We start from the raw sequence: 26,470 nt of genomic DNA, 5'->3' as shown, positions 1-26,470 counted from the left end.
GACCACCCCCGCATCAAGGGCATCGTCAACGCCCTGCACAAGGTCCTGGACCGCGGCGACATCCGGTTCTTCGGCAACGTGGACTACGGCACGGACTTGTCCATCGATGACCTCCGCACCCACTACGACGCCGTCATCTTCGCCACCGGCGCCATCAAGGATGCTGACCTCAACATCCCCGGCATCGAGCTCGAGGGCTCCTACGGCGGCGCCGACTTCGTATCCTGGTACGACGGGCACCCCGACGTGTCCCGCGAATGGCCGCTGGAGGCCAAGGAAATCGCCGTGATCGGCAACGGCAACGTGGCCCTCGACGTGGCCCGCATGCTCTCCAAGCACGCCGACGACCTCCTGGTCTCCGAAATCCCGGACAACGTCTACGCCGGGCTGAAGTCCTCGCCGGTCACGGACGTGCACGTGTTCGGCCGGCGCGGACCCGCCCAGGTCAAGTTCACGCCCCTGGAACTGCGCGAACTCTCCCACTCCAAGGACGTGGACATCATCCTCTACGCCGAGGACTTCGAGTTCGACGCCGAATCGGACCGGCAGATCCAGAGCAACAACCAGACCAAGACCATGGTGGGCACGCTCACCAACTGGATCGCCGAACAGCCCGAGGACCTCTCCGAGCTCACCGCGTCCCGCCGGCTGCACCTGCACTTCCTGCACAGCCCCGTCGAGATCTACGCAGAAACCATAGACGGCGCCGACGCGCCCGGCCGCGTCGCCGGGATCAAGTTCGAGCGCACCGAACTGGACGGCACCGGCAACGCCCGCGGCACGGGCGAGTTTGTCGAGTACCCGGTCCAGGCCGTGTACCGCGCCATCGGCTACTTCGGCTCCGCCCTCCCCGAGGTCGAGTTCGACCACAGCAAGGGAGTCGTCCCGAACGACGGCGGCCGGGTCCTGGACGCCGCCGGCACCCACGTGCCGGGGATCTACGCGACAGGCTGGATCAAGCGCGGCCCGGTGGGACTGATCGGCCACACCAAGGGTGACGCCCTCGAAACCGTGACCTACCTGCTTGAGGACCGCGAAAACCTGCCGCTGGCCGCGGCGCCCGCTCCCGAGGCGATCGTCGAGCTCCTGGCGGGCCGCGGCGTCGCGTACACGAGCTGGGAAGGCTGGCTGGCCCTGGACGAGCACGAGCGCGCCCTCGGTGAAAAGGCCACCGCTGCCGGCGGGTCGCACGGCGTCGCCGTTCAGCGCGAGCGCATCAAGGTGGTGCCCCGCGAGGACATGGTGGAGATCTCCCGCGGCGCCGCCGTCGAGGTCTAGCCTCGACGCAGAGCAACGACGCAGAGCAACGACTCAGAGCAACGCGGGGTGACTTCGGGCCCATTCCAGACAGGAAGAGGGTCGCGAAGTGGCCCCGCGTCGTTTTCATGGCCTCCAAGGGCGTGGAAACCCGGGTGGTAGTCAGTAGGCTTACCGTCATGGATGAACACTCGCCCGGGGCCGGCCAATGAGGCTCCGCCACAGCAACGCGTCCGGCCGCGGATACCGCAGGGTCCCCGCAGGGACTGGGTTCAGTTACAAGGACCTGGACGGTTCCACCCTGCCGCCGGGCCCCGTGCGGGAACGGCTCGAGGGCATCGGGATCCCGCCGGCCTGGACCGACGTCTGGATTGCCCCGTACGACAACGGGCATATCCAGGCCACGGGCGTCGACGCGGTGGGCCGGCGGCAGTACATCTACCATCCGAGCTGGCGGGAACGGAAGGACCGGCTGAAGTTCGASCGTTCGCTCCAGCTGGCTGAGACCCTGCCGGCCGCACGCCGCTTGGTGACCATGGACCTGCGCTCCGAAGGGCTGACGCGGGAACGGGTGCTGGCGGCCGCCTTTCGGATGCTCGACAGCGGATCATTGCGCGTCGGCTCGGAGCGCTACACCAACGAAAACGGCAGCCACGGCCTCGCCACCCTGCTCTGCGCCCACGTCAAGGTGCGCAAGGATGAACTCCGGCTCAGCTTCCCGGCCAAGAGCGGCAAGACCTGGGAGTCGCGGATTGACGACGCCGACCTCGCCGCCGTCGTGCGCCAGCTCAAGCGCCGCGGCGGCAACGCCCGCCTGCTGGCCTACAAGGACGGCCGCAGCTGGCATCCGGTGTCGAGCGCGGACATCAACGAGTACGTCAAGGAGCGCACGGGGGAGGACTTCACCGCAAAGGATTTCCGCACCCTGCGGGGGACGGCGGCGGCAGCGGTCAGCCTGGCGCAGAGCGGCCCCCAGGCGAAGGTCTCTGCCCGGAAGAGCGCGGTGAGCCAGGCCATGCAGGACGCGGCCGCGGTCCTGGGCAACACACCGTCGATCGCCCGGAAAAGCTACGTGGATCCCCGGCTGCTGGACCACTTCGCGGCCGGGGAAACGATCGACCCGAGGCGGCTGGATTCCGCCGAGTCCGAGATCCGCGCCCTGCTGTACCAGGAAGGGGACGTGGTGCCGCTGCGGAAGGCCGCCGGCTAGGGCGCGGCCCGGCGGCACCTCAGAACTCGGCGTTAATGAACCCGATGACAATCGCCGTCCACCAGCACAGCTGCGAGATCACCAGGCACAGCAGCAGATGGACCCGTTGCCCGGCGGCCAGGTCCCTGAACGAGGCGTCGGGCGTCAGCCTGGCCAGCCGCCGCATGAGCGGAATGAGCATTATCCCGTTCAGGCTGAGCACAAGGACGGCCGCGAGCTTGAGGTCCGTCATCGGGTTGCTCAGGTGCGGGTTCAGGAACGCGCCCGTGGCCAGCATGCCGGCCAGACCGCCCCAGATCAGCGGTGTCGCCGCGCCGTCGAGCCTGATGGTTTCGGCCAGGTCGCGTCTGCCGATCAGCCACAGGAAGCCGTGCCAGTCCATCAGGACGACGGCGCCAAAGGCCACGACCATCGACAGCACGTGCAGCACGACGGCGATATGGTGGACATAGGTGTCGACATGGACCGCGGTGGACAACGTGACCGAGAGCAGCCAGGCCGCGGCGGCCGCGGCGGACAGGCCGGCCACAAGCCGCCGCGTGGACCGCTCAGATTCACGGTGCCGTCGGAGGGTGCGCCTGCTCACCGGAACGTAGCTCATGCCATACCTCTGCGAGACCTGCCGCGGTGGCCCTCCCAGCCCGGCCCGGGGTAGCTCCACGATAGTCCCGCGGGCGGATGCCAACAAGGAAATCCCCATCCGGGGCGGCGGCTACATCCGGCCGAAGCGCGCCCGGACCAGCGCGAACACGCCGTAGGCAATGAAGCCCGCCCCGATCGCCAGGAGCAGGTATGGGCCGAAGGGGTGGTCCCGGAGCGCCTTGAGGCTGCCGTCCAGGCCGGTGGAGGAACCGGGATTGTTGGTCGCCGCGGCCACGACGAAGAGCAGCCCGGTCAGGATCAGCGCCAGCCCTTTCGAGACGTGCCCGGTGACGCCAAGGGCGCTGATGACCCTGCCGCGGCGGGTCCCCTCGAAGTGCTGCAGTTCCTCCTTGAACTTCTTCCCGAAGCCCTTGACGATGAAATACACGCCGATTCCCATGATGGTGAGACCGAGGCCGACAAGGGCCGGAACCCCCAGCGGTGACTGGATCAGGGCCGTGCTGAAATCCCGGGTCGAGTCGCCCGAATCGCCGCGCTGGCCGAGCCCGAAGCCCGCGAAGCTCAGCCCGACGCTCCCGTACGCTATGGCGAGGAATCCGGAGGAAATGAGTTTGCCCAGCTGCTCCCGGCGCGGCAGGTGGCGGCCCCGGAGCGTCGCCTCGCTCAGCTGCCAGAGCGAGAGGCCCGCGCAGGCGATGCAGGCCGCCCACATGACCACCGGACCCCAGGGGTTGGCGGCGAGTTGTTCGATGGCGCCGGTGGGTTCGGCCTGGCCCGGCGCGCCCAGGACCAGGGCGACGGCGATGGCCCCGATCACGATATGAAGCAGTGCCATCACCGCGAATCCGGAACGTGCGACGGCGTCGAGCGCGGTGCTGTTCGACGCCGCCTCCGCGGTGTCGACGGCGTCGCCGAGGGCGGCTTCGATCCCGGACTCTTCTTCTGCCATGGTGATGCGGGTATTCCTCATCTGGTCCGGTGGAACGGCGGTGTGCCGTGTCGTGCCTGCGGCGGTGTGCCTATGCCGCCGATTCTACGCGCGGCGAAGTGGCAGCCGCGTGGACTACCGCGTTTTTGGTAAGTGTGCTTACCATAGCCGAGGCATGGCCCCGCTCGTGGACATGCCGCGGACCGGCAGCCTTGCTGCCCCTGCGATTCGGATTCGAAGACAGATGATAGGAAGCTCAACATGGCAGGTAATCTTGTTGCCCGATCCATTCACGACCTGACGGCAGCCGCCTGGTTCGGCGGTTCCCTGATGGGCGCCATTGGGCTCAACGGTGCTACGGCTGTTGCCAAGGACCCTGCGGAACGTACCCGCCTCTCAAGCCTGGGCTGGAAGAAGTGGGCGCCGTACCAGACGGCGGCGTTTGGGGCGCATTTTCTTTCGGGCCTCGCCATCATGTGGGAGAACAAGGGCCGGATGGCCAAACAGGACGGCGTCACGCGCCTGAGCGTCTACAAGTCCGTCGTCACCCTCGCCGGTGCCGCTGTGACCCTGTACGCGGGCCTGCAGGGAGCCAAGGTGGACAAGCTGGCCGCCGAGGGCGCCAAGGGTGCCACCGAGCCGAAGCCGGGAGCCTCGGAGGAACTCCGTTCCGCGCAGCAGCAGCTGAAGATCCTGCAGTGGACCATCCCCGTATTCGCCGGCTGGGTGGTCGTGCTCGGCGCCAAGCACGGCGAGATGCAGCGGCCCAAGAACGTCCTGAAGGGCCTCGTCCGCTAGCCCTGGCACAGCCGTATGCGCCACTGTTGAGGGCCGGAACATCGCGTTCCGGCCCTCAACAGTGGCAGTCGCACTCTCGCCGGAACAGCACTCTCACGCCGGAACCGGGGGAGCCGAGACTGCGGCCCGGCCCTTCGATTGCCGGGCCCGCAGGATGATCTTGAAGATTTCACCGAGGAACAGCAGCACCACGCCAGGCACCAGGCAGAGCAGCCACTGCTGGCCGGTAAGCGGCAGCGTGCCGAACAGGTCCTGCATCACCTTCATCTGGGTGATCAGCATCGAGCCGAGGACGGCCCACGCGAACGCCCAGAGCAGCTTCGGGTTGGACACCGTGGCGGGCCCGAAGGCGCTCTCGGTCGGGTAACGCAGATTGAGCGCCACGAAGATGTTCATCAGCCCCAGCCCCACCACGGCCATGGTCTGGCCGACCTCCAGTGAACCGTAGGTCGTCTTGCCGATCTGCACGAGGATCAGCGTCGCGGCCGCCATGAAAAGCCCGACGATGAACAGGCGGACCATCATCGACCGGACGAGGATCGGCTGGTTGAAGGGCCGTGGTTTGCGGTCCATGATGCCCGGCGTCGCGAGATCCAGGCCCATCACGGCCCCAATCGGGGCGACGATCGCCATGTGGATCCACAGCACCTGGGCGGGGCTGAGCAGGGCCGTGCCGGCTATGGCGAAGGCCGAGGATCCGATGAACGCCAGAATGAACATAAACAGGTTGGCGACCTGGATTCGGATGAACTTCTGCAGGTTGTCGTAGACGAGCCGGCCCTCTTCGACCGCCGCCACGATGGTGGCAAAGTTGTCGTCGGCCAGGATCATCTTTGCCGCACCCTTGGCGACGTCGGTGCCGGTGATGCCCATCGCGATCCCGATGTCGGCGGCCGCGATGGCCGGCGCGTCGTTCACGCCGTCGCCGGTCATGGCCACGATGTTGCCCTTGCGCTTGAGCACCTCGACCAGCCGTACCTTGTGTTCGGGGGCGACACGGGCGATCACGCCGATCCCGTCTACCTGGCTGTCGGCCTCCGCGTCGCTCATCGCCGCGAACTCGGCCCCGGTCACCGCGCGGCCCCTGATGCCCAGTTCGTCGGCGATCGCCGCAGCAGTGACGGCGTGGTCGCCGGTGATCATCCGGACCCGGATGCCGGCGTGCTTTGCCTTGGCGATGGCGGCCACCGCCTCGGCGCGCGGCGGGTCAACCTCGCCGATCAGCGCCGAAATCTCCAGATCCTGCATCAGCGCCATCAGGTCGCCCGAAGGCTGGAACGTCGCCGGGTCGAACTCGCGCTGCGCCAGGGCGAGCACCCGCCTGCCCTGGCTGGCGATGCGATCGTTCTCGGCAAGCACCTTGCCCCGCATTTCGTCGGTGAGGCGCTCGGCGTGGCCGCCCGGCATCCGGCCGAACGAGGACCTGCTCAGGAGGACGTCGGGTGCCCCCTTCACGTAGGCCCGGATCACGGGCTTGCCATCGTCCCCCGGCATCCGGTGGAATGTGGCCATGAACTTGTAGTCGGAATCGAACGGTACCGACGCCACGCGCGGGTTGTTCCGGCGGAATTCCCTGACGTCCACGCCGCCTTTCTGCGCGAGCACGTAGAGCGCCGCCTCGGTGGGGTCCCCGACCACCTCGCCGTCGTTGATATCGGAGTCGTTGCACAACGCGCAGGAGAACATCACGTAGTCCAGGTCCCGTTCGGCGTCCCCGGTGGTCCGTTGGATCTGGCCGTCGAAACTGTAGCCCTCACCGCTGACGGTGTAGTGGTGCTGCACTGTGGTGATCTCGCGGACCGTCATCTGGTTCAGGGTCAGGGTGCCGGTCTTGTCCGAGTTGATGGCCGAGGTGGAGCCCAGGGTCTCGACCGCAGGGAGGACCTTCATGATGGCGTTCTTCTTGGCCATATTGACCGACCCGACCGACAGGATGGTGGTGACGACGGCGGGCAGCGCATCCGGGATGGAGCCGACTGCCAGCGCCACACCGATTCCGAAGAGCACCGCGAAGGACTCGCCGGAGGCCAGGCCCATCACGACGATGGCGATAAACGCGAAGAGGGCCGCGACAATGATGAAGATGGTGAGCCGGTCGACCTGCTTGGTGAGCGGGGTCTTCTCCACTTTCTGCCCGGACAGCATGTGGGCGATGTGGCCGACCTCCGAGCCCATGCCGGTGGTGGTGACGAGGATTTCGCCGTGGCCCCGCGTCACGTTCGTGTTCATGAATGCCATGTTCAGGCGGTCGCCGATGCCGACGTCGTGCCGGCCGATGGTCTCGGTGTCCTTCTCGACGGCGACGCTCTCCCCGGTCAGGGCGCCCTCCTCGATCTGGAGGGTTGCCGCCAGGATGATCCGGCCGTCGGCGGGGACGCGGTCACCGGCATCGACCACCACGATGTCGCCGGGGACGATCTGTTCGGCGGGGAGCTCCACAACGTCACCGTCGCGGCGCACCTTGGCCATAGCCTTCATCATCTCCCCCAGGGAGGCAGCGGCTTCTTCGGCCTTGCCCTCCTGGTGGTACCCCAGCCACGCGTTGAACAGCGTCAGCAGGGCAAGCCCAATAGCGGTTCCGTATTCCGCGATCAGCAAGCTGACCAGGGCGGCGACCACAAGGACGATCTGCATGTAGTCCTGATAGTGCTTGAAGAACCGTTTCCATACCGGCTCCTGCTTAGCGGCGGCCAGGGCGTTCGGGCCGTACTCCTGCAGCCGCTGCTGCGCCTCTCCCGTGCTTAACCCGCCAACTGGATCCACCTTCAGCTCGGCCGCCACTTCAGCCGGTGCCAGCGCGTACCAGCTCGCGTCAGCCTCCGCCGGGGCCACCCCAGCTACTGCTCCGGGATCGTCGCTCATGACTTCCTCCTCATCGCCGGGGCGCTGCTTAGAACGGGGTGGGGATGTGCCGCACGGACAGTGCCGGCTCGGTGTAATCGCCGGCCTTCTGGCGCTTGGGGAGCTCGACGTCAAGCCCCGGGTACGGCTCGTAGGGCACCTGGCTGAGAATATGGCTGATGACGTTGAGCCGGCCGCGCTTCTTGATGTCATTGTGCGCGATGTACCACGGCGCCCAAGCGGTGTCGGTCGCCTCGAACATGGCGTCCCGGGCCCGGGAATAGTCGTACCACCGTTTGTAGGACTTCAGGTCCATCGGAGAGAGTTTCCAGGTCTTGCGCGGATCATCCATGCGGCTCTCGAGCCGCCTGGTCTGCTCGTCCGCACTGACCTCGAGCCAGTACTTGAGCAGGATGATCCCGGAGTCGACCATCGCCTTCTCCACCATCGGGGTCATGTCGAGGAACCTCTGGGTCTGTTCCGGGGTGCAGAAACCCATCACCCGTTCGACGCCCGCACGGTTGTACCAGCTGCGATCGAAGATGACCACCTCGCCCGCCGCCGGGAAGTGCGACATGTAGCGCTGGAGGTACATCTGCGACTTCTCCCGCTCGGTCGGTGTGGGGAGCGCGACCACGCGGAATACCCGGGGGCTCACCCGCTCGACGATGCGTTTGATCGTGCCGCCCTTGCCGGCCGTGTCGCGGCCTTCGAAGACGATGCAGATTTTGGCTCCGGTGGCCTTCACCCACTCCTGCATGGCGACCAGTTCACCCTGCAGGACCTCCATCTCCGCTTCGTACTTCTTGCGAGGCATCTTCTTCCCGGCGCGCTCGTCCTCTGTGTCGGAGCCCTTGGACTTTTTCTTCTTCTTGCCCACCATCGACCTCCTCGCGACGTACTTGCTGAGGTAAACCACAACACTGCGACACCGGCGAGACTGTCATCCAACGAGACCGGCACCCCGGCCCGGGACTGGGGCGCAGCTGCACTTGTCGCGGGCACCCTCGTGCGGCGTCCTGCCATTCTTAGTGTTGACCGCGGCTGGAGTCCGGTCTACGGCACTAAGACCCTAATGGGCGCCGGTGGAACCGGGTGTCTCTCGGCCGAGCCGGCCCCTGCTGCTGGGCGCAGGGGCCGGCGGTCCGGACTCGGCGCTGACGCCGATGATGACGGAAACCCGCCTGGCCGCGAGGCCGGTGCGCGGGTGGCGGCCGCCACTGAGACAGAGCATCTTCCGCGCACCTTGGGAAAGTCTTGGGTTACTCCTGGAGCCATTCCGCGCAGGAATTCAGGTTCCGGGTGACGCTTTCGACGGCGGCCGCCTCGTCGCGGGCGGCAATCGCAGCCACGAGTTCGTCGTGGCCCTCGTGCGGCAGGCCGTTGAAGCCTCCCCGACGCTGCTGGCGGAGCAGGTCGTTGTGGAATACGCTGCCGAAACTGACATACAGCTCATGCAGCAGCGGGTTGGCGGACGCCTCGGCCACGCGCGCATGGAAGTCCCAGTCTGCCCGTGCCCACGCGGCGTAGTCCTCGGCGAGCCAGGCGGCACGGCGGGCGGTGAGCAAACCGCGCAGGGCGGTGAGGTCGTCGGCCGTCGCATGCCGTGCAGCGAGCCGGGCCGCCTGGGTGTCCAGCCCGACCCGGACCTCGAGGATGTGCTCCTGGGAGTGGTCCTCATACATGCGCTGCGTGGCGCCTGCGATCTCGCTCGTGGCGCGGACATACGTGCCGTCCCCGCGGCGGACCTCGAGCATTCCGCTGTGGGCCAGCGCTTTGATGGCCTCACGCAGGGTGCCACGGGAAACCCCAAAGGCGGCCATCAGCTCAGGTTCGGCCGGAATGCGCTGCTGCAGCGGCCACTCGCCCGAGTGGATCAGGGCCCGCAGCTTGGCAGTGATTTCCTCCGCCAGCGGTGGCCGGTGCGAAGCTGTGAGTGTCATGGCCGGGTTCCTTCCGAGGCGTGCGGGGCGGTGGCCCGCAGCTTTTTGGCTGCCAGTTCCTTGGCCCGCAGCTCCTTCGGTCCGGCCGAGAGCAGGTGGCCAACCGCGATCTGGCCGAGGGCCACGGCCAGCAGCAGGGCCAACGGCAGCGTCCAGGAATTGGTGGCGCTGTGCAACAGGCCCATGCCGAACGGGCCGAGCGTCGCCAGCAGATACCCGGCGGACTGGGCCACGGTGGACAGCGCGGTGGTCTCGGCCGTGCTGCGGCCGCTGCGGCTGATCATCACCATGACCAGCGGGAAGATGCCGAGGCCGAAGCCCACCAGCACAGCGGTCAGGGGAGACCAGGCAGGGGGGAGGATCAGCATGGCCAGGATGCCCAGGGCCATGGTCACGGTGGCAAGGTAGAACGCCGTCCGCAGCATCCGGGGGCGTGAGCCGATGGCCACCAGCACCATGCCGGCGGGGACGGAGACGAGCTGCATGAGTCCGAACATGAGCCCGCTGTCGGAGGCGGTGAGGCCCATGGTGGCCAGCATGTAGGGGAACCAGCTGAGCACGGCATAGGCCAGGAGCGCCTGCACCGTGAAGCCGAGGGTGATCAGGGCGCCCGTGCGGGTCCGCAGCAGGGGCCATGGCGAGACCCGGGCAGCCTTGGTCGCGGACGCGTTGCGGTGGGCGTGCACAGCGATCGGGAGGAAGCCGAGGCACGCCCCCAGGGCCAGGAATCCGATCGCGCCGACGCCCGCCGACGGCGAGCCCAGGGCCTGGGCCACCGGAACGATCAGCACGGCGGTGGCGGTGGCGCCTGTGGTCATGGTCAGCGTGTAGACGGCGGTCATGAGGGACGTGCGGTCCGCGAAGTGCACGCGGATGAAAGAGGGCATGGCCACGTTGCAGATGGCCAGCCCGGACATCCCCGCCACGGTGCCGGCCAGCAGCATCCCGGTGGACGGGACGCCGCGGAGCAGCAGCCCGGCGGCCAGCATCACGAGGGAGAGCAGGATGGCTTTTTCCAGCCCCAGCTGCCGGGTGAGCCAGGACGTGGCAGCGCCGGCCACCGCGAAGCACAGCGTGGGGATCGAGGGGAGCAGCGCTGCGATCAGCGGGCCGTAGCCCAGGACAGCCTGCAGGTCGTGGAAAAGCGCGGCGGCGCCGGTGATGCCGGCGCGCAGGTTGAGCCCGATGAGCACGAGCGCCACGACGCCGGCCACGATCACGCCCCGCGGGCGGACCGCGCCGGGTGGAGCTGTCTGGGAAAGTGCGGAAACCGCCGTGCTGCTAGCCATACCTAAAGGTTAGACGTTTGATGTTTGCGACTCAGCCTTTAGTGGCGAATATCTCTGCATGTGACCCCGTGTTGCCTGGGCGGTGGCCGGTGCGCTGCTGCGGGTCAGCGCGGGTGCCGGGCGCTGAGCCGCTGCACTGCCAGCGCGAGCCAGAGCTGCACCCGGTCCGCTGTCTGCGCGGGGTCGTATCCGGTGAGTTCGGTGATCTGCGCCAGCCGGTAGCGGACAGTATTGCGGTGCAGCGTCAGTTCCTCGGCGACGGCCGCCACCGAACCGTTGTTGCCGAGGTAGCTTTCCAGCGTGGCCATGAGTTCGGCGCCGTGCGCCGCGTCGAAGGCCCGCAGCGGGTTCAGTGATTCGCTGGCCATGTCCGCCAGCGGAACGTCCTCGCTGGCCAGCAGCAGCGAGGTCAGGCTCAGCCGCTCGGGCTCGTTGACCGGCAGCCCGTGGCTGGCCGCGTCGCGGGCCTCGAAATAGCTCCAGCGCAGGCCGTTGGGCTTGGTGTACGCCCCGCCTATGCCGATCGTGGCATGGATCCCGGCCTCGGCGAGGTGGTCGCTGAGGCTGCGGGCAAGGGCGCTCGCGCCGCTGCCGTCGTCGGCCACCACCACCACGAGGTCCTTCCCGACGACGGAGCCGACCGCCGCAGCCAGCGGCTGGGGCAGCGACGAGCTTCCCAGCTGTTTCTGGTGGGCGGCCGATTCGGCGAGCAGGACCACGTTCTTGCGGGTGCTGTTGATGCCGACGCCGGCCAGGCGCCGGGTGGCTTCGGACGCCTCCAGCGTCCCGTGGATAACGTCGTCGAGGACCTGGCCCGCCAGCGCCCGCTGCGCCTGCCGTTGCTTGACCATGTTGTTGAGCTCAACGCTGATCAGGTTTTGGGCGTAGCCCACGATGCCCGTGTCCTCGAACGGCTGCTTCACCCACAGGGTGCAGGCGTCGCGCCGTCCCGTGGGGATGGGATAGGACGCCCAGCCCTCGGCCTTGGGCGCCGGGTGGCCGGCAACGCTGTTGTACAGCTGGGCGGTGAACTGGGTCAGGACGATCTCGGTGCGCAGCATCGACCCCAGGTGTTTCAGGAGCTCGGCGAGGCCGCCGCCGGTCAGCAGAGCGCGGGCCAGGATCTGGTGCCCGGCGATGAGCCGCTCAAGCTTGACCAGATGGTCCGCGGACTGGGCGTCGGCCACGAGCTTTCCGATCGCGATGAACGGTGTCTCGTAGGGCACTTCCACCACCGGCAGCCCCCACCGGTTGGCTTCGGCGATCAGGGCCGGCGGAACGGCGTCGTGCGTCAGGCCCACCCCGAACCCGATGCCCACCGCGCCCGCCCGCTGGACCTGACGCACGAACCGGCGCTGCTCCGCGGCACTCTTGAGCCGCATCCCGGTCGTCAGGATCAGTTCGCCGCCATTGAGGAACCGCTGCGGATCCTCCTGTTCGGTGACGGCCACCCAAAGAATGTCCTGGTGCCAGGTGGTTTCGGCGAGTCCGGCCTTGGTGAGATGCAGGGACGGAACTCCCAGTAGGGCTGCGAGTGAAATGGCCATGGATTCAGGATAGCCGGGTGCTGGTCAAGCGCACTAAAGTTCTGCGGGGATGGTGTGCAGGTGCCTATTCCCTGCCTTGGCCTGCTGGCATAGGCTCGTGACCAGTCACACATCCGTCATTGGCAGTAAGAAAGAGGTTGTACACCGTGGTTCAAACCTTGCAGAACTTCATCAACGGCGAGTTCGTCACCCCCGCCGGCACAGGATTGCTGCCCATCGTGAACCCCGCCAACGGCGACGTGGTGGCGCAGGCGCCGATCTCGGTGCAGGCCGACGTCGACGCTGCCATGACGGCAGCCAAGAACGCGTTCAAGACCTGGAAGCACACCACGCCCGGGCAGCGGCAGCTCATGCTGCTCAAGCTCGCGGATGCCGTCGAGGCCAAGAGTGACGAGCTCGTGGAGGCCCAGCACCGCAACACCGGCCAGGTCCGCTCCCTGATCGCCTCCGAGGAAGTGGCCGCGGGCGCCGACCAGCTGCGCTTCTTCGCAGGCGCCGCCCGCATCATGGAAGGCAAGTCCGCCGGCGAGTACTTCGAAGGCCACACCTCCTACGTGCGGCGCGAGCCGATCGGCGTCGTTGCGCAGGTGGCCCCCTGGAACTACCCGTTCCTCATGGCCATCTGGAAGATCGGGCCCGCCCTGGCCGCCGGCAACACCGTGGTCCTCAAGCCCTCCGACACCACCCCCGAATCCACCCTGGTGCTGGCCCGGCTCGCCGGTGAGATCTTCCCGGCCGGCGTCCTGAACGTTGTCCTGGGCACCGGCGAAACCGGCGCCATGATGGTCGAGCACAAGGTCCCCGGCCTGGTCTCCATCACCGGTTCCGTCCGCGCCGGCATCGCTGTCGCCTCGGGTGCCGCCAAGGGACTCAAGCGCGCCCACCTGGAACTCGGCGGGAAGGCCCCGGCGATCGTGTTCGCCGACGCCGACATCAAGAAGAGCGCCGCGGCGATCGCCGAGTTCGCCTTCTTCAACGCCGGCCAGGACTGCACGGCCATTACGCGCGTCCTCGTCCAGGATTCGGTGCACGACGACGTCGTTGCCGCCATGGTGGAGCACACCAAGACCCTGCACACCGGCTCGCAGAACGACGAAGACAACTACTTCGGCCCGCTGAACAACGTCAACCACTTCAACGCGGTCACCTCCGTCGTCGAGCACCTGCCGGCGAACTGCAAGATCGAGACCGGCGGCCACCGTGCGGGCGAGAAGGGCTTCTTCTTCGAACCCACCATCGTCACCGGCGCCAAGCAGACCGATGACATCGTCCAGAAGGAAACGTTCGGCCCGGTCATCACGGTGCAGAAGTTCAGCACCGAGGACGAGGCCGTGGAACTGGCCAACGACGTCGAGTACGCCCTGGCCTCGAGCGTCTGGACGACGAACCACGGAACCGCCATGCGCCTGAGCCGCGACCTCGATTTCGGCGCAGTCTGGATCAACACCCACATTCTCCTCACCGCCGAAATGCCGCACGGTGGCTTCAAGCAGTCCGGCTACGGCAAGGACCTGTCCATGTACGGCGTGGAGGACTACACCCGCATCAAGCACGTCATGAGTGCGCTCGACGCATAACGCAGGCGCATAACGTTGCTAACTCAACCTGACGCATAACTCGCGCGCTCAACCGCACGCTTAGAAAGGCCTTCCCATGACCACCACCGCACATGACATCACCTACCGGCTCGAGCAGAAGCGCCGCGTCCAGGCCGACTTCCCGGGCCCCAAGTCCGTTGCCTTGACCGAGCGCCGCAAGGCGGTCGTCGCGGCCGGCGTCGCGTCCAGCGTCCCGGTCTTCGTGGCCGACGCCGACGGCGGCATCATCCACGACGTCGACGGCAACTCCTTCATTGACCTCGGCTCCGGCATCGCCGTGACGAGCGTCGGCGCCTCGGACCCCGCCGTCGTCGGCGCCGTGAAGGAAGCCGTGGAGCACTTCACCCACACCTGCTTCATGGTCACGCCGTACGAGGGCTATGTCGCCGTTGCCGAGCAGCTGAACCGCCTCACCCCGGGCGACCACGAAAAGCGCACGGTGCTGTTCAACTCCGGCGCGGAGGCCGTCGAAAACGCCGTCAAGGTGGCCCGCCTGGCCACCGGCCGGGACGCCGTCGTCGCATTCGACCACGCCTACCACGGCCGCACCAACCTGACCATGGCGCTGACCGCCAAGGCCATGCCGTACAAGACCAACTTCGGCCCGTTCGCGCCCGAGGTCTACCGCATGCCGATGAGCTACCCGTTCCGCGAGGAAAACCCGGAGATCACCGGTGCCGAGGCCGCCAAGCGCGCCATCACCATGATCGAGAAGCAGATCGGCGGCGAGCAGGTTGCCGCGATCATCATCGAACCCATCCAGGGCGAAGGCGGCTTCATTGTCCCCGCCGACGGGTTCCTGCCCGCGCTGGCGGACTGGGCCAAGGCCAAGGGCATCGTGTTCATCGCCGATGAGGTCCAGTCCGGCTTCTGCCGCACCGGTGAATGGTTCGCCGTGAACCACGAAGGTGTTGTCCCGGACATCATCACCATGGCCAAGGGCATCGCCGGCGGCATGCCGCTCTCCGCCATCACGGGCCGCGCCGATCTCCTCGACGCCGTCCACCCGGGCGGCCTCGGCGGCACCTACGGCGGCAACCCGGTGGCGTGCGCAGCAGCGCTGGCGTCGATCGGCTCGATGGAGCAGTACGACCTCAACGGCCGCGCCAAGCACATTGAAGAGATCGCCCTCGGCAAGCTGCGCGAACTCGCCGCCGAGCTTGCTGACAGTTCAGTGATCGGTGACGTCCGCGGCCGCGGCGCCATGCTGGCCATTGAACTCGTCCAGGCCGGTTCCAAGGAGCCGAACCCGGAGCTGACCAAGGCCGTCGCTGCAGCCTGCCTCAAGGAGGGTGTCATCATCCTCACCTGCGGCACCTACGGCAACGTCATCCGGCTGCTGCCCCCGCTGGTGATCAGCGACGAGCTGCTGCTGGACGGCCTCGGAGTCCTGGCCGCGGCCATCAAGGCCAACGCCTAGCCCAAGGCCCAGTGAGCTGCCGGGAAGGCGATCCTTTCCCGGCGAGCCGGCGCTACCCGAAAACGGGCGACACAGCGGAGGAGCCGCGGACACCTTGTCCGTGGCTCCTCCGCTGTTTCCGGCTTGGCTTTGTTCGGCCCTGCATCCGGTCCTGCGTCCGGTCCTACTTCCAGGCGGTCGCGTCCAGCTGGATCGCCACCACGTACAGGTGCTGGCCCTGCTCGATCTTCTCCACCTCAGTGACCCGCACCTTCGTCTCCGGAATCGTGCCCATCGGACGGCCGACGCCGATCCCGTAGCTCAGCACGCCTTCGAAGTCCCCGGCCGGCGCGTAGCTGGTGAGCGCCTGGTATCCGATTGCCGGCGGCGGCGCACTGGTCACGGTGCTGGCCGTGCCGTCCGCGGTGTGCGACTGGGCCCCGCGGAAGGTCACCTCGAGGAGGGTTCCCGTGCCGGGCATCGGGATGGGCAGGCCGCTGCCGTCGTCGACGAGTTCGGGGACCGTTTCGACGTCGTAGCTGGGGAAGCCACCGGTGAAGCGGAAGCTCAACTGGTCGTACGGCGGCGCGTCGGAGGGGTGCTGGCCCGCGCCGATGGCGGACAGCGTCGGCAGCGGTGCCGCCGGCGGGGGCGCGATCGGCACAGGGTTCTTGTGGTCCGTGTGGAACGGGGTGGTTGGCCCCGGCACGGACCAGTCGTGGGTGACCGTGGAGGAGATCACCTTGTCGCCTGGTTGCGGCGGCGCCGTTTCGTCGGCATCCCCGGTTGCCGACGGCGACGGGCTGGCGGTCGGGCCGACGGAGGCGGTCGGGGACTGCGACGGCGGCTGGCTGCCGGCGGAGGGCTGCGGGGCCGGCGTGCAGGCGGTCAGGACCAGCAGGAGCGTCAGGGTTCCCACTCCCGCGGTCCGCGTCCGCGTCCGTCCGTTGCGAATGGCGTCCATGGTGCGCTCCCCTCGACCATTCCAGCGTAGGTCCGGAAGATTGTGCTGGTCAGGGTAATAAGTCACCACCTTTTGACGTGCCGCTGGACTAGAGTCGTTCCTATCCACTGCAGGAACGCAGACCGGCCGACGTCGCCCGGAACCCCCGGGGCGCAGCTGGCATCTGCCCCAGACCCAAAGGGGTTCATACATGCGATACGTAGTCGGCTATACACCCACCGAACGTGGTGCGGACGCCGTTGCCTTGGCCTCAGCCATGGCCCGCGCGCAGGGAGCGCATCTCGACCTGGTCTATGTGGTGGATCGGCACACGCCCTATGTGGCGATGAATCCGGAAGGAAACCAGGTCAGCGCCGCGGAGCAGCAGATCCGCTCAGCGGAACGCCAGGGAATGGAACTGGTCCCCGAGGGGCTGGAGGCGCACTTCCATGTCCGCCAGGCAGAATCGTTCGCGGCCGGCCTCATCGAGGCCGCACTCGAGTTCAGGGCCGGCTTGATCGTGGTGGGTGCCGCCAGCAGCGGCCTGTTCAAGCGCCATACCGTGGGCAACGTGGCCAACGCCCTGCTGCACGCTGCCCCGGTACCGGTGGCACTGGCGCCGCGCGGCTACCGCCAGACCGAAGCCATCACGCGTCTGACCCTCGCGGTGGGCCAGCGCGTCGGAGCGGAGGCGGCGATCGACGTCGCGATCGAATCCGCCGAGCGCCGTGGCGTGCCGCTTCGGCTGGTTTCCCTCGTGGAACTGGACGTCGAGGGGGACGGCGGGGAGAACGTCAACGCCGCCCACATCCACGCCAACACCGTCCTCGCTGCCGCCGCGCACCGTCTGCCGGAGGGCCACCATGTCAGCGTGGAGGTCGCGCACGGCCGCACGATCGAGGAAGCGATCGATGACCTGGAATGGGACGACGGCGAGGTCATGATCGTCGGGTCCTCCCGCCTGGCGGAGAAGCACAAACTGTTCATTGGCAGCACGGCTTTCAAGGTGCTGCGGGCGCTTCCGGTTCCGATGGTGGTGGTCCCGCGCGACTACCAGCGGGTGGATGCCTTCCCGGAGGTCTGAGGCGCCGGGGCCAGGACCGCCCAGTACGCGGGAATGCTGCCGGGCGGTCCACCGGCCTCCATCGGCACCGTCTTCAGGACGGTGGGTCCCTCCGCGATGAGGGTCCAGCGGTCCGGGGGAAACACGCGGGAGCGTTGCCCGGCACCGAAGTGGCCCGGTTTCGGCAACGAGGCAATGGCCTGGCGGAGCGGTCCCGGGATCCGCCTGCCGGTGGCGCCGAGTTCCCGCAGGTAGCTCAGGGCGCCGCCCGGCACGTTCGTTTCGACGAGGTAGATCCTGCCCCGGGTGCCCAGGAGCGCTTCGATGGAGCCTGCGAGGCGTGCCTGCCGACGCCGGCTGAGGACATGGAGCACGCCGCGGACAAAGACGTTGGCGTCGCCGAGTTCGCCCGCCAGCGCAGCCGCCGCGGCCGGCTGCGTGGCATCCAGGCTCCGGAAACGGAGGCCTGCAACCTGCGGCTGCGCGGAATGCGCGGCTGCCACGGCCTGGGGTGAGACGTCGACGCCGAGGACCGAGGCGAAGATGTCGGTAAGCCGCCGTGTGATGGTGCCGTTCCCGCAGCCGAGATCGATCACCGGAAGGCTGGTGTCCATCGCGCCGGCCATCACTCGCAGGTGGTGCCGGATCTCTTCGTTCCCGGCGCCCGGGGCGGCGTCCCAGATGACCGGTTCCCGGAGGGATCCCTGGGACACGCCGCGCCAGAAGGCATCCCAGCGCCGGTCCGGGCGGCTGGGACGGTGCAGGGAGAGCACGGCAACCCTGGCCGCGAGCCGGACACTATCTGCCACCCAGTGCACGCGTTTTCCTGTTTTGCGTTTTCCTGTTTTGCGTCTGCCCGCCGGCACGGTTCCTCTCACGCGACCGCGCCGTCTCTGTGCGCGAGCAGGTCCGTCATGTCCGCCACCGGGAGCGGGCGGCTGAAGAAATACCCCTGGCCGAACTCGCAGTTCAGCTGCCGCAGCCTGTTGGCTTGCTCCCTGTCCTCGATGCCTTCGGCGACGGCGCCCAGCCCGGCCGAATGGATCAGCTGCAGGATGGCGGCGACGAAGGTTTCCTGCTGCCGGTCCGTGGTCAGCCCGTCGAGCAGGGACTTATCGATCTTCGCCTGCGCGGCGGGGAGCGTGCGCAGGTAGCTGATGGAGGAATAGCCGGTGCCGAAGTCGTCGATCTCGATCCGGACGCCGAGGTCATTGAGCGACTGCATGGTGGCGGCCACTTCGGGGCCGCCGCGCATGATCGCGGTTTCGGTGATTTCGATCGAGATATGGCGGGGCTCGACGCCGTTCTGGCTCAGCAGGCCTTCGACGTAGGGTGCCAGATCGACGTGGTGCAGGTCCGCGGGGGAGAGGTTGATGTGCGTGCTGAAGTCCGCGGGAAGCCCCGGATCGGACTTCCAGCGGCCGGTTTGTGCGATGGCGTTCCGGAGCACCCAGTGGCCGATTTCCACGGTGAGCCCGGCCTCGTCGGCGGCGTCGAGGAAGGTATCCGGCCCCAGCAGGCCCAAGGCGGGATGGCGCCAGCGGATCAGGGCCTCGGCGCCGGCGATCGCTCCGGTACGCAGGTCCATGATGGGCTGGTACTCCAGCTCGAGCTGGTCCGTCGCCAGTGCCGTCCGCAGCTCCGCCACCTGGTGGACCCGCTGCTTGGCGGCCTCGTGCATGGCCGCGGAAAACACCAGGAGGGTGTCCCTGCCGCGTTTCTTGGCCTCGTGCATGGCGATGTCGGCATCGCGGATGAGTTCCTCGCTTCGCAGGCCCGGTTCGCCGAGCCGGACACCGGTGCCGGCCGTGAGGGCGACCGCCACACCGCCGGCAATGATTCTGTCCTTCAGTGATTCGCCGAGCCGGGCCGCGGTCTGCAGCACGGACTCCGTGTCCTGGTCCGCGACGAGCACCGCGAATTCATCGCCGCTGAGGCGTGCGATCAAGTGGCCCGGTCCGGCCGCGGCGCTAAGCCGCAGGGCCGTCTCGCGCAGTACGGCGTCCCCGGCGGCGTGGCCGAGGCTGTCGTTGATGAGCCGGAAGGAATCAAGGTCCATCAGGATCAGGGCCGGCTGGCGTCCCGTGCCGGCCCCGGCAACGGCTTCGGCCACTTTTTCCTGCAGCAGCGAGCGGCTGGCCAGGCCGGTCAGCTCATCGGTGTTGATGACGCGCCGGAGTTCGGCTTTGGCCGCCTCCAGGAGCGCGGTCCGCTCGGCGACCCGGACTTCCAGGTCCTCGTACATGCTCTGGAGCTCTTCGGCCAGCAGGTTGATGCCGGTGGTGACTGCGTCTATCCCGTCCCGGGCCGGTGAGACCGGCAGCCGGTTCGACAGATCGCCCGAGGACAGAACCACGATGCCGTCCACGAGTTCCTCGAGGCGGCGGTCATCATCACGCCCCGTCATGGCCCTGTGAGGTCAGCCAGCGGACCGCCTCTTCACCGTTGGTGAAAAAGCGTGTCGGAACCGGCGCGGAATTGACGCCGAGGAAGAAGTTGGCGAGGACCCGGTCCACGGCGGAGGAGCCGAGGAGTGCGATTGCCGAGGCGTCGCAGTGCTTGGCGAACACGGCCCGGGCGGCCCGGCTGACGGAGTCCGTGGTGGCCATGTCGATCAGCAGCGGCGTGGGCCGGCCGCCGCACAACTCATTGACGCGATCCATGGCCAGCTGGGCGTTGGGGGCATCAATCACCACGCCGCGGGCCCACTGAAGGCGCAAGATGCCGTTGCTGTCGAAGTCCAGGGACGAGATGTCGCGCCCGCCCTGAGTTTCACGATCCTCGTGTGGCACCAGCAATCCTCAATTTCGCCCCGACATGTCCCCTTCATGATGACACTAACGCACAGTGGCAGGGGTGCGCAGGCCGCCAACCCGCCGGGGCGGTAGAGCTAGGCGGCGGCGCGGGCCCGTTTCCGGGTCACGGAGTTCTTCCGGGCCGTGTGCAGCATGTCCACGGTCAGTACCAGCAGCGCCAGCCAGACGACGCCGAAGCCGGCCCACCGGTCCGGTGTCATTGTTTCCTTGAACACGACGAGCGCCACGATGAACTGCAGGACGGGCGCGAAGTACTGCAGCAGGCCGATCGTGGTCATCGGCAAGCGGCGGGCGGACGCACCGAAGAACAGCAGGGGCACCGCGGTGATGACGCCTGACGCCACCAGCAGCCAGAAATGTCCCGCACCGTTTGCGGCCAGAGTTGCCGACCCGCTGACCGCGAGGAAGATCATGGTGGCCGCAGCTACGGGCGCCAGGACGATCGTCTCCACGGTGAGGCTTGTGATCGCCTCCGCCCGCGGGCCCACGCGCTTCTTGACGAATCCGTACAGGCCAAAGCTCAGCGCGAGTGTCAGTGCTATCCAGGGGAGCTTGCCGTAGGAGACCGTCAGCACGCCGACGGCCACGAAGCCGATGCCGACCGCGGCCCACTGCAGCGGCCGCAGCTTCTCCTTCAGGACGAAGACCCCCAGCAATACGGAGACCAGCGGGTTGATGAAGTAGCCCAGGGAGGCCTCGACGGCCTGGCCGGTGGTCACGCCGTAGGTGTACGTCAGCCAGTTCACCGCGATCAGGGCAGCGGCGATGGACAGCGGCCCAATCACCGTGCGGTCCCGGAAAGCAGCAGCCAGCACCCGCCAGGACCGTGTGACGGTGATGAGCAGGACGCAGAACAGGAGGGACCAGACCACCCGGTTGGCAACGATTTCGACCGCGCCGGCCGGATGCAGGACATAGAAGTACAGGGGCAGCAGCCCCCAGAGCCCGTAGGCGCCGATGCCGAACAGGATTCCCGCCGTCGTGTCCTTGTCCACCGGTGCCGGTCCGCCCGGCCGGGCCGGCACCGGCCCTGCTCCAGCGGCCGGGCTGGCCGGCGCTGTCAAGGGGGCGGGGGACAAGGATCCTTCGGGCTTAGGCACAAAACCAATAACACCACCTGCGCGACGCCTATTCCTGCCAATCGGAGCGCGAGCAGGCCGGTCACATTTAGAATAGGGGCCTGTGCGCTGTATCTACTGGCGCTGTCCCTAAGACTCAGAAGGGCTCCCGGTGTCCAACTCGGCCGAATCCACATCCTCTCGTCCCCTCCGTGTCGCGATTGTTGGCGCGGGCCCGGCCGGTGTCTACGCCGCGGACATCCTGACGAAATCCAATGAGGTCAAGGACGGCGACTTCCAGGTCAGCATCGACCTCTTCGAAGCCTATCCGGCGCCCTACGGCCTCATCCGCTACGGGGTGGCTCCCGACCATCCGCGGATCAAGGGGATTGTCAATGCGCTCCACAAGGTCCTGGACCGCGGAGACATCCGGTTCCTCGGCAACGTCACCTATGGCCGGGACCTGACGCTGCATGACTTCCGCGCGTTCTACGACGCCGTCATCTTCTCCACCGGCGCCATCAAGGACGCGGACCTGGATATTCCCGGGATCGGCCTGGAGGGATCCTTCGGCGGGGCCGACTTCGTCTCCTGGTACGACGGCCACCCGGACGTGCCGCGGGACTGGCCGCTGGAGGCCAAGGAGATTGCGGTGATCGGCAACGGCAACGTGGCCCTAGACGTGGCCCGCATGCTGGTCAAGCACGCCGATGAACTCCTGGTCACCGAAATCCCGGACAACGTCTACCGGGCGCTCAAGGATTCGCCGGTCACCGACGTCCACGTGTTTGGCCGCCGCGGCCCGGCCCAGGTGAAGTTCACGCCGCTGGAGCTGCGCGAACTCAGCCACGCCAAGGACGTGGACATCGTCCTGTATCCCGAGGACTTCGAATTCGACGAGGCCTCGGACGAGGCCGTTCGCAGCAACAACCAGATCCGGACCATGGTCAACACCCTCACGAACTGGCTCGTCGAGGAGCACGCCGAGGCCGAGGAACCGTCCTCGCGCCGGCTGCACCTGCACTTCCTGCACAGCCCCGTCGAAATCTATGGAACAACAGACGACGCCGCGAACCCCGGCAAGGTCGCCGGCATCAAGTTCGAACGCATGCAGCTGGACGGCACCGGGAACGTCAAGGGCACCGGTGAGTTCCTCGACTACCCGGTCCAGGCCGTCTACCGCGCGATCGGCTACCACGGTTCGCCGCTGGATGAGCTGGAATACGATGCCCGCCGCGGCGTCGTCCCGAACGAAGGCGGCCGCGTGCTCGACGCCGAGGGCAACCCCGTGCCCGGAATCTACGCCACGGGCTGGATCAAGCGCGGCCCCGTCGGGCTGATCGGCCACACCAAGGGCGACGCGCTGGAGACCATCGGCTTTCTGCTGGAGGACCGGCTGACGCTGCCGCCGGCGCAGAACCCGGACCCGCAGGCCATCATCGACCTGCTCAAGGAGCGCGGCATCGAGTACACCACGTGGGAAGGGTGGATCAAGCTCGATGCCCACGAGCTTGCCCTCGGCGCCGAGTGGTCCGCGGCGGAGTCCGCCAACGGCATCGAACGGGAGCGCATCAAGGTGGTGCCGCGCGAGGACATGATCGAGATTTCCCGCGGGTAGCAGGGGCGGTTCCCGGCGTCTCTGGCGGGTGGCCTGCAGGCCCATTAGACTGGGCCGGACGTGGCTGCCTCCGGCACGCCATCGAGCCCGTCCAGTGGGAGTTCAATGAAGAACCTGGTCCATCCGGCAGCACTGTTACCGCCAACAGGCGGGGTCACCGCACAGCTGCGCCAGCAATATGCCAGTGCGGGCCACGAGCAGCTGGACTCCCGTGGACTGGCGTTCTCCGAGGGCCTACAGTTGCCCGGTATCAGCACCCTGATTCAGGAATCGTGGCAGCGTTCCGTCCAGCTGCACGCCAACCCGGACAACCCCGAAGCCCCGCTCGCCATGGACCGCGAAGAACTCGAAGCATACCGGCGGCAGCACCCCCTGGCCGCCATCATGCCCGTGATCCACAAGCTGCTGGTCCTGCCCAGCCACGACAGCGGCATGCTGGTGGCCGTGGGGGACGAGGTGGGCCGGCTGCTCTGGGTCGAAGGCGACGCCGCCATGCGGCGCCGGGCCGAAGGGATGATGTTCGTCCCGGGAGCCGACTGGTCCGAGGCAACCGTTGGCACGAGCGCCCCGGGTACGGCGCTGGCCCTCGGCCGCGGCATCCAGATTTCCGGCGCCGAACACTACAAGCGCTCCGTCCACCCGTGGAGCTGCACGGCCGTGCCGTTCCACGATCCTGATTCCGGCGCCCTGCTGGGAGTCGTGGACATCACCGGCACGGAATCGGCCGTCGCCGCGCATACGTTGTCCCTCGTCGAAGCGACAGTGGCCGCCGCCCAGGCGCATCTGCGGGTGGAACGGCTGCAGCTGGCCGCAGCCGGGCAGTCCCCGGCGTCCCGGCGGCGGAGCCCGGCGCCGAAAACGTCCGGGGACCCGGGCGCCAACAGCCTCTACCGCAACAGTCTCCAGCTGCTCGGCCGGGACCAGGCGCTGCTCAGCATCGACGGCCGCACCGTGGCCCTGTCCGCCCGGCACAGCGAAATCCTGGCCCTGCTCAGCACCCACTCTGAAGGGCTGAACGCGGAGGAGCTCTGCACCCTGCTCTACCCCGGGGATGCCTCCACCATGACGCTGCGGGCCGAGATGGTGCGCCTGCGCAAGGTCCTGCATCAGCTCAACCCGGACGCGGTCCCGGAATCCCGGCCCTACCGGCTGCCAATGGACCTGTTGCCGGACTCCAGCCAGGTCCTCAACTGCCTGCAGCGCGGTGCCCACCGGATAGCGCTGGAAATTTACCGCGGCGCCGTGCTGCCCCGCTCCGAGGCGCCCGGCATCGCCGAGCTGCGGAGCCGGGTCTCTTCCCTGCTGCGCGAGGCCGTGCTGACGGACGGCAGCGCGGAATCGCTCCTGAAGTACGCCGAGCTGCCCGAGGCAAGGGACGACATCGAGGTCCGGTCCGCCGCACTGAAGCTGCTGCCGCCCCGCTCGCCCAAGCGCGCCGCCGTCGTCGCAGATCTCGAACGGCTGGACCGGGAACTGAGCGCCTGACCGGCCTTTCCCGGGAAAGTGACCCGGATCACTTGCTTGCAACCTGACTGCAACCTTCCGGCTTCTACGCTGTAGGCAACGGTGAGCGCCAGAAACTGGCCGCCACAAATTTTGCACAGCAAAGGAGCTAGCAATGACTGTCTACGCCCAGCCCGGTACCGAGGGCTCGAAGGTCACCTTCAAGGACCGCTACGAGAACTGGATCGGCGGCGAATGGGTTGCCCCGGTCAAGGGCCAGTACTTCGAGAACATCACCCCCGTCACCGGCAAGGTCTTCTGCGAGGTGGCCCGCGGCACCGCCGAGGACATCGAGCTGGCGTTGGACGCGGCCCACAAGATCGCCCCGTCCTGGGGCAAGACCTCCGTGGCCGAGCGTGCCGCGATCCTGAACAAGATCGCCGACCGGATCGATGAGAACCTGGAGATGCTCGCCGTCGCCGAATCCTGGGACAACGGCAAGCCGATCCGCGAAACCCTCAACGCCGACATTCCGCTCGCTGCGGACCACTTCCGCTACTTCGCCTCCGCCGTGCGCGCGCAGGAGGGACGACTGTCCCAGCTCGACGACGACACCACGGCCTACCACTACCATGAGCCGCTCGGCGTCGTCGGCCAGATCATCCCGTGGAACTTCCCGATCCTGATGGCCGTCTGGAAGCTCGCGCCGGCCCTCGCCGCCGGCAACGCCGTCGTCCTGAAGCCGGCCGAGCAGACACCGTCCTCGATCCTGGTGCTGATGGAACTGATCGGCGACCTGCTGCCGGCCGGTGTCCTCAATGTGGTCAACGGCTTCGGCGTCGAGGCCGGCAAGCCGCTGGCCTCCAGCCCCCGTATCCGCAAGATCGCCTTCACCGGCGAAACCTCGACCGGACGGCTGATCAGCCAGTACGCCAGCCAGAACCTGATCCCGGTCACGCTGGAGCTCGGCGGCAAGAGCCCGAACATCTTCTTCAACGACGTCGCGGACACCAATGACGCGTTCTACGACAAAGCCCAGGAGGGCTTCACGCTCTTTGCCTTCAACCAGGGTGAAGTCTGCACCTGCCCATCCCGCGCGCTGGTCCAGGAAGACATCTACGATTCCTTCATGGCCGACGCCGTGGCCCGGGTGGAGAAAATCATCCAGGGCAACCCGCTGGACACCGAAACCCAGCTCGGCGCCCAGGCCTCCAACGACCAGCTGGAAAAGATCCTGTCCTACATCGACATCGGAAAGCAGGAGGGCGCCAAGGTGCTCACCGGCGGCGGCCGGGCCGAAATGCCCGGAGATCTGGCCGGCGGCTACTACGTCCAGCCAACCATCTTCGAAGGCCACAACAAGATGCGGATCTTCCAGGAGGAAATCTTCGGCCCGGTGGTGTCCGTAACCCGCTTCAGCGACTACAACGACGCCATGGGCATCGCCAACGACACCCTCTACGGCCTCGGCGCCGGCGTCTGGTCCCGCAACGGCAACGTCGCCTACCGCGCCGGCCGCGAGATCCAGGCCGGCCGTGTGTGGGTCAACAACTACCACGCCTACCCGGCCGGTGCCGCGTTTGGCGGGTACAAGTCCTCCGGCATCGGCCGCGAGAACCACTCCATGATGCTGCCCCCCCCCCCCCCCCGCCCGCACCACTTTCCGGACCAGCCAGGGAGACCCCAATGACCCAGACCAGGCTCGACGCCGCCGTGACCCGCCCCGGGGAGGAATTCTCCCGGGTGGCGCTCATGCCGGAGTCCGTGGACCTGCTCCGCAAGCTCTGGACGCAGCACGGGCCTTTGATGTTCCACCAGTCGGGCGGCTGCTGCGACGGATCCTCACCCATGTGCTATCCGGCGGGGGAGTTCCTGACCGGCGACTCCGACGTCCTGTTGGGCCTGTTCGACATCTCCGACGGATTGCAGCCCCAGCCGCTGGAATTCTGGATGTCGCGTGAACAGTTCAACTACTGGAGCCACACGCACCTGACCGTCGACGTCGTCCCCGGCCGGGGGAGCGGCTTCTCGGTGGAAGCGCCGGAAGGCAAACGGTTCCTCATCCGCTCGACGCTGATGGAAAACTGGCCCGTCTGACCCGTCCCCCGGCCCGGCC

23 protein-coding genes are annotated in these 26,470 nt (G+C 67.6%); 10 read left to right on the top strand and 13 right to left on the bottom strand.

Going from position 1 to position 26,470, the window contains the following annotated elements; genetic code table 11:
- Positions 1 to 1,278, top strand: a 1,278-nt coding sequence (locus AC1D1W_RS13350) for an FAD-dependent oxidoreductase (RefSeq protein WP_476943926.1), incomplete at its 5' end; no start/stop codon positions are given.
- 187 nt (positions 1,279 to 1,465) lie between these two features.
- On the top strand, positions 1,466 to 2,467 hold the full coding sequence (locus AC1D1W_RS13345) for a DNA topoisomerase IB (RefSeq protein ID WP_476943925.1): 1,002 nt from the start codon (positions 1,466 to 1,468) through the stop codon (positions 2,465 to 2,467).
- A 19-nt stretch (positions 2,468 to 2,486) separates the two neighbouring features.
- Here the strand turns inward: AC1D1W_RS13345 and AC1D1W_RS13340 are convergent, their stop codons facing one another.
- Together AC1D1W_RS13340 and AC1D1W_RS13335 are read right to left on the bottom strand one after the other, a co-directional pair.
- Complete coding sequence (locus AC1D1W_RS13340; RefSeq protein ID WP_476943924.1) at positions 2,487 to 3,068, bottom strand: hypothetical protein; 582 nt, start codon at positions 3,066 to 3,068, stop codon at positions 2,487 to 2,489.
- Positions 3,069 to 3,179: 111 nt separating this feature from the next.
- The gene (locus AC1D1W_RS13335) at positions 3,180 to 4,019 is read right to left on the bottom strand and encodes a DUF1206 domain-containing protein (protein WP_476943928.1); all 840 of its coding nucleotides are present in this window, start codon (positions 4,017 to 4,019) and stop codon (positions 3,180 to 3,182) included.
- A 240-nt stretch (positions 4,020 to 4,259) separates the two neighbouring features.
- Here AC1D1W_RS13335 and AC1D1W_RS13330 point away from each other — a divergent pair, with 240 nt between their 5' ends.
- Positions 4,260 to 4,796, top strand: coding sequence for a hypothetical protein (locus AC1D1W_RS13330; protein WP_028276681.1), 537 nt, complete (start codon positions 4,260 to 4,262; stop codon positions 4,794 to 4,796).
- Between the two features lie 93 nt (positions 4,797 to 4,889).
- Here AC1D1W_RS13330 and AC1D1W_RS13325 read toward each other — a convergent pair whose 3' ends face one another.
- From AC1D1W_RS13325 to AC1D1W_RS13300, 6 genes are all read right to left on the bottom strand, one after another.
- Positions 4,890 to 7,658 carry a cation-translocating P-type ATPase gene (locus tag AC1D1W_RS13325; RefSeq protein ID WP_043436027.1) on the bottom strand — a complete coding sequence of 923 codons (2,769 nt, stop codon included), beginning with the start codon at positions 7,656 to 7,658 and terminating at the stop codon, positions 4,890 to 4,892.
- 28 nt (positions 7,659 to 7,686) lie between these two features.
- Positions 7,687 to 8,556, bottom strand: coding sequence for a polyphosphate kinase 2 (ppk2, locus tag AC1D1W_RS13320; protein WP_476943923.1), 870 nt, complete (start codon positions 8,554 to 8,556; stop codon positions 7,687 to 7,689).
- Positions 8,557 to 8,709: 153 nt separating this feature from the next.
- Entirely contained in the window at positions 8,710 to 8,871 is a 162-nt protein-coding gene (locus tag AC1D1W_RS13315) for a hypothetical protein (protein WP_476943922.1), read from the bottom strand.
- Between the two features lie 28 nt (positions 8,872 to 8,899).
- A complete protein-coding gene (locus AC1D1W_RS13310; protein WP_028276684.1) occupies positions 8,900 to 9,580 on the bottom strand; it encodes a FadR/GntR family transcriptional regulator in 681 nt (226 codons plus the stop codon).
- Positions 9,577 to 10,869, bottom strand: coding sequence for an MFS transporter (locus AC1D1W_RS13305; protein ID WP_476943921.1), 1,293 nt, complete (start codon positions 10,867 to 10,869; stop codon positions 9,577 to 9,579). Before AC1D1W_RS13305 ends, AC1D1W_RS13310 begins: the two co-directional genes overlap by 4 nt.
- A 104-nt stretch (positions 10,870 to 10,973) precedes the next feature.
- Positions 10,974 to 12,416 (bottom strand): PucR family transcriptional regulator, encoded by a 1,443-nt coding sequence (locus AC1D1W_RS13300; protein WP_028276686.1) that lies wholly within the window; start codon positions 12,414 to 12,416, stop codon positions 10,974 to 10,976.
- A gap of 146 nt (positions 12,417 to 12,562) precedes the next feature.
- On the opposite strand from AC1D1W_RS13300, the gene AC1D1W_RS13295 reads away from it, so the two are divergent.
- Both AC1D1W_RS13295 and gabT read left to right on the top strand, forming a co-directional pair.
- The gene (locus AC1D1W_RS13295) at positions 12,563 to 13,993 is read left to right on the top strand and encodes a gamma-aminobutyraldehyde dehydrogenase (protein WP_476943920.1); all 1,431 of its coding nucleotides are present in this window, start codon (positions 12,563 to 12,565) and stop codon (positions 13,991 to 13,993) included.
- A gap of 76 nt (positions 13,994 to 14,069) precedes the next feature.
- Entirely contained in the window at positions 14,070 to 15,434 is a 1,365-nt protein-coding gene (gene gabT, locus AC1D1W_RS13290) for a 4-aminobutyrate--2-oxoglutarate transaminase (protein WP_476943919.1), read from the top strand.
- A 163-nt stretch (positions 15,435 to 15,597) separates the two neighbouring features.
- Here the strand turns inward: gabT and AC1D1W_RS13285 are convergent, their stop codons facing one another.
- Positions 15,598 to 16,377, bottom strand: a complete 780-nt coding sequence (locus AC1D1W_RS13285; RefSeq protein ID WP_476943918.1) for an AMIN-like domain-containing (lipo)protein — start codon at positions 16,375 to 16,377, stop codon at positions 15,598 to 15,600.
- Between the two features lie 190 nt (positions 16,378 to 16,567).
- Here AC1D1W_RS13285 and AC1D1W_RS13280 point away from each other — a divergent pair, with 190 nt between their 5' ends.
- On the top strand, positions 16,568 to 17,440 hold the full coding sequence (locus AC1D1W_RS13280) for a universal stress protein (protein ID WP_243181984.1): 873 nt from the start codon (positions 16,568 to 16,570) through the stop codon (positions 17,438 to 17,440).
- On the opposite strand, the gene AC1D1W_RS13275 is transcribed toward AC1D1W_RS13280, so the two are convergent.
- The 4 genes from AC1D1W_RS13275 to rarD form a co-directional block, all read right to left on the bottom strand.
- Entirely contained in the window at positions 17,407 to 18,228 is an 822-nt protein-coding gene (locus AC1D1W_RS13275; RefSeq protein ID WP_243181985.1) for a class I SAM-dependent methyltransferase, read from the bottom strand. The two genes, AC1D1W_RS13280 and AC1D1W_RS13275, sit on opposite strands and share 34 nt — an antisense overlap.
- A gap of 65 nt (positions 18,229 to 18,293) precedes the next feature.
- The gene (locus AC1D1W_RS13270; RefSeq protein WP_243181986.1) at positions 18,294 to 19,826 is read right to left on the bottom strand and encodes a putative bifunctional diguanylate cyclase/phosphodiesterase; all 1,533 of its coding nucleotides are present in this window, start codon (positions 19,824 to 19,826) and stop codon (positions 18,294 to 18,296) included.
- Positions 19,813 to 20,217 (bottom strand): DUF7793 family protein, encoded by a 405-nt coding sequence (locus tag AC1D1W_RS13265; RefSeq protein ID WP_243181987.1) that lies wholly within the window; start codon positions 20,215 to 20,217, stop codon positions 19,813 to 19,815. The genes AC1D1W_RS13270 and AC1D1W_RS13265 overlap by 14 nt, the downstream gene beginning before the upstream one ends.
- A gap of 92 nt (positions 20,218 to 20,309) precedes the next feature.
- Positions 20,310 to 21,344: an EamA family transporter RarD gene (rarD, locus tag AC1D1W_RS13260; protein ID WP_476943927.1), complete on the bottom strand. Its 1,035-nt coding sequence runs from the start codon at positions 21,342 to 21,344 to the stop codon at positions 20,310 to 20,312.
- Between the two features lie 121 nt (positions 21,345 to 21,465).
- Here rarD and AC1D1W_RS13255 point away from each other — a divergent pair, with 121 nt between their 5' ends.
- The 4 genes from AC1D1W_RS13255 to AC1D1W_RS13240 all read left to right on the top strand — a co-directional run bounded on the left by AC1D1W_RS13255 (position 21,466) and on the right by AC1D1W_RS13240 (position 26,451).
- Entirely contained in the window at positions 21,466 to 22,911 is a 1,446-nt protein-coding gene (locus AC1D1W_RS13255) for an FAD-dependent oxidoreductase (RefSeq protein ID WP_243181988.1), read from the top strand.
- Between the two features lie 105 nt (positions 22,912 to 23,016).
- On the top strand, positions 23,017 to 24,396 hold the full coding sequence (locus AC1D1W_RS13250) for a GAF domain-containing protein (RefSeq protein ID WP_476943917.1): 1,380 nt from the start codon (positions 23,017 to 23,019) through the stop codon (positions 24,394 to 24,396).
- Positions 24,397 to 24,529: 133 nt separating this feature from the next.
- A complete protein-coding gene (gene exaC, locus AC1D1W_RS13245) occupies positions 24,530 to 26,044 on the top strand; it encodes an acetaldehyde dehydrogenase ExaC (protein WP_476943916.1) in 1,515 nt (504 codons plus the stop codon).
- On the top strand, positions 26,041 to 26,451 hold the full coding sequence (locus AC1D1W_RS13240; protein ID WP_243181991.1) for a DUF779 domain-containing protein: 411 nt from the start codon (positions 26,041 to 26,043) through the stop codon (positions 26,449 to 26,451). Before exaC ends, AC1D1W_RS13240 begins: the two co-directional genes overlap by 4 nt.
- The last annotated feature ends 19 nt before the right edge of the window (positions 26,452 to 26,470 follow it).

The sequence above is a fragment of the Arthrobacter sp. P1_B4 genome, from assembly GCF_056406555.1.
Note: the sequence above shows the minus strand (reverse complement) of the source record. Positions and strands in the feature narration are given on the sequence as shown.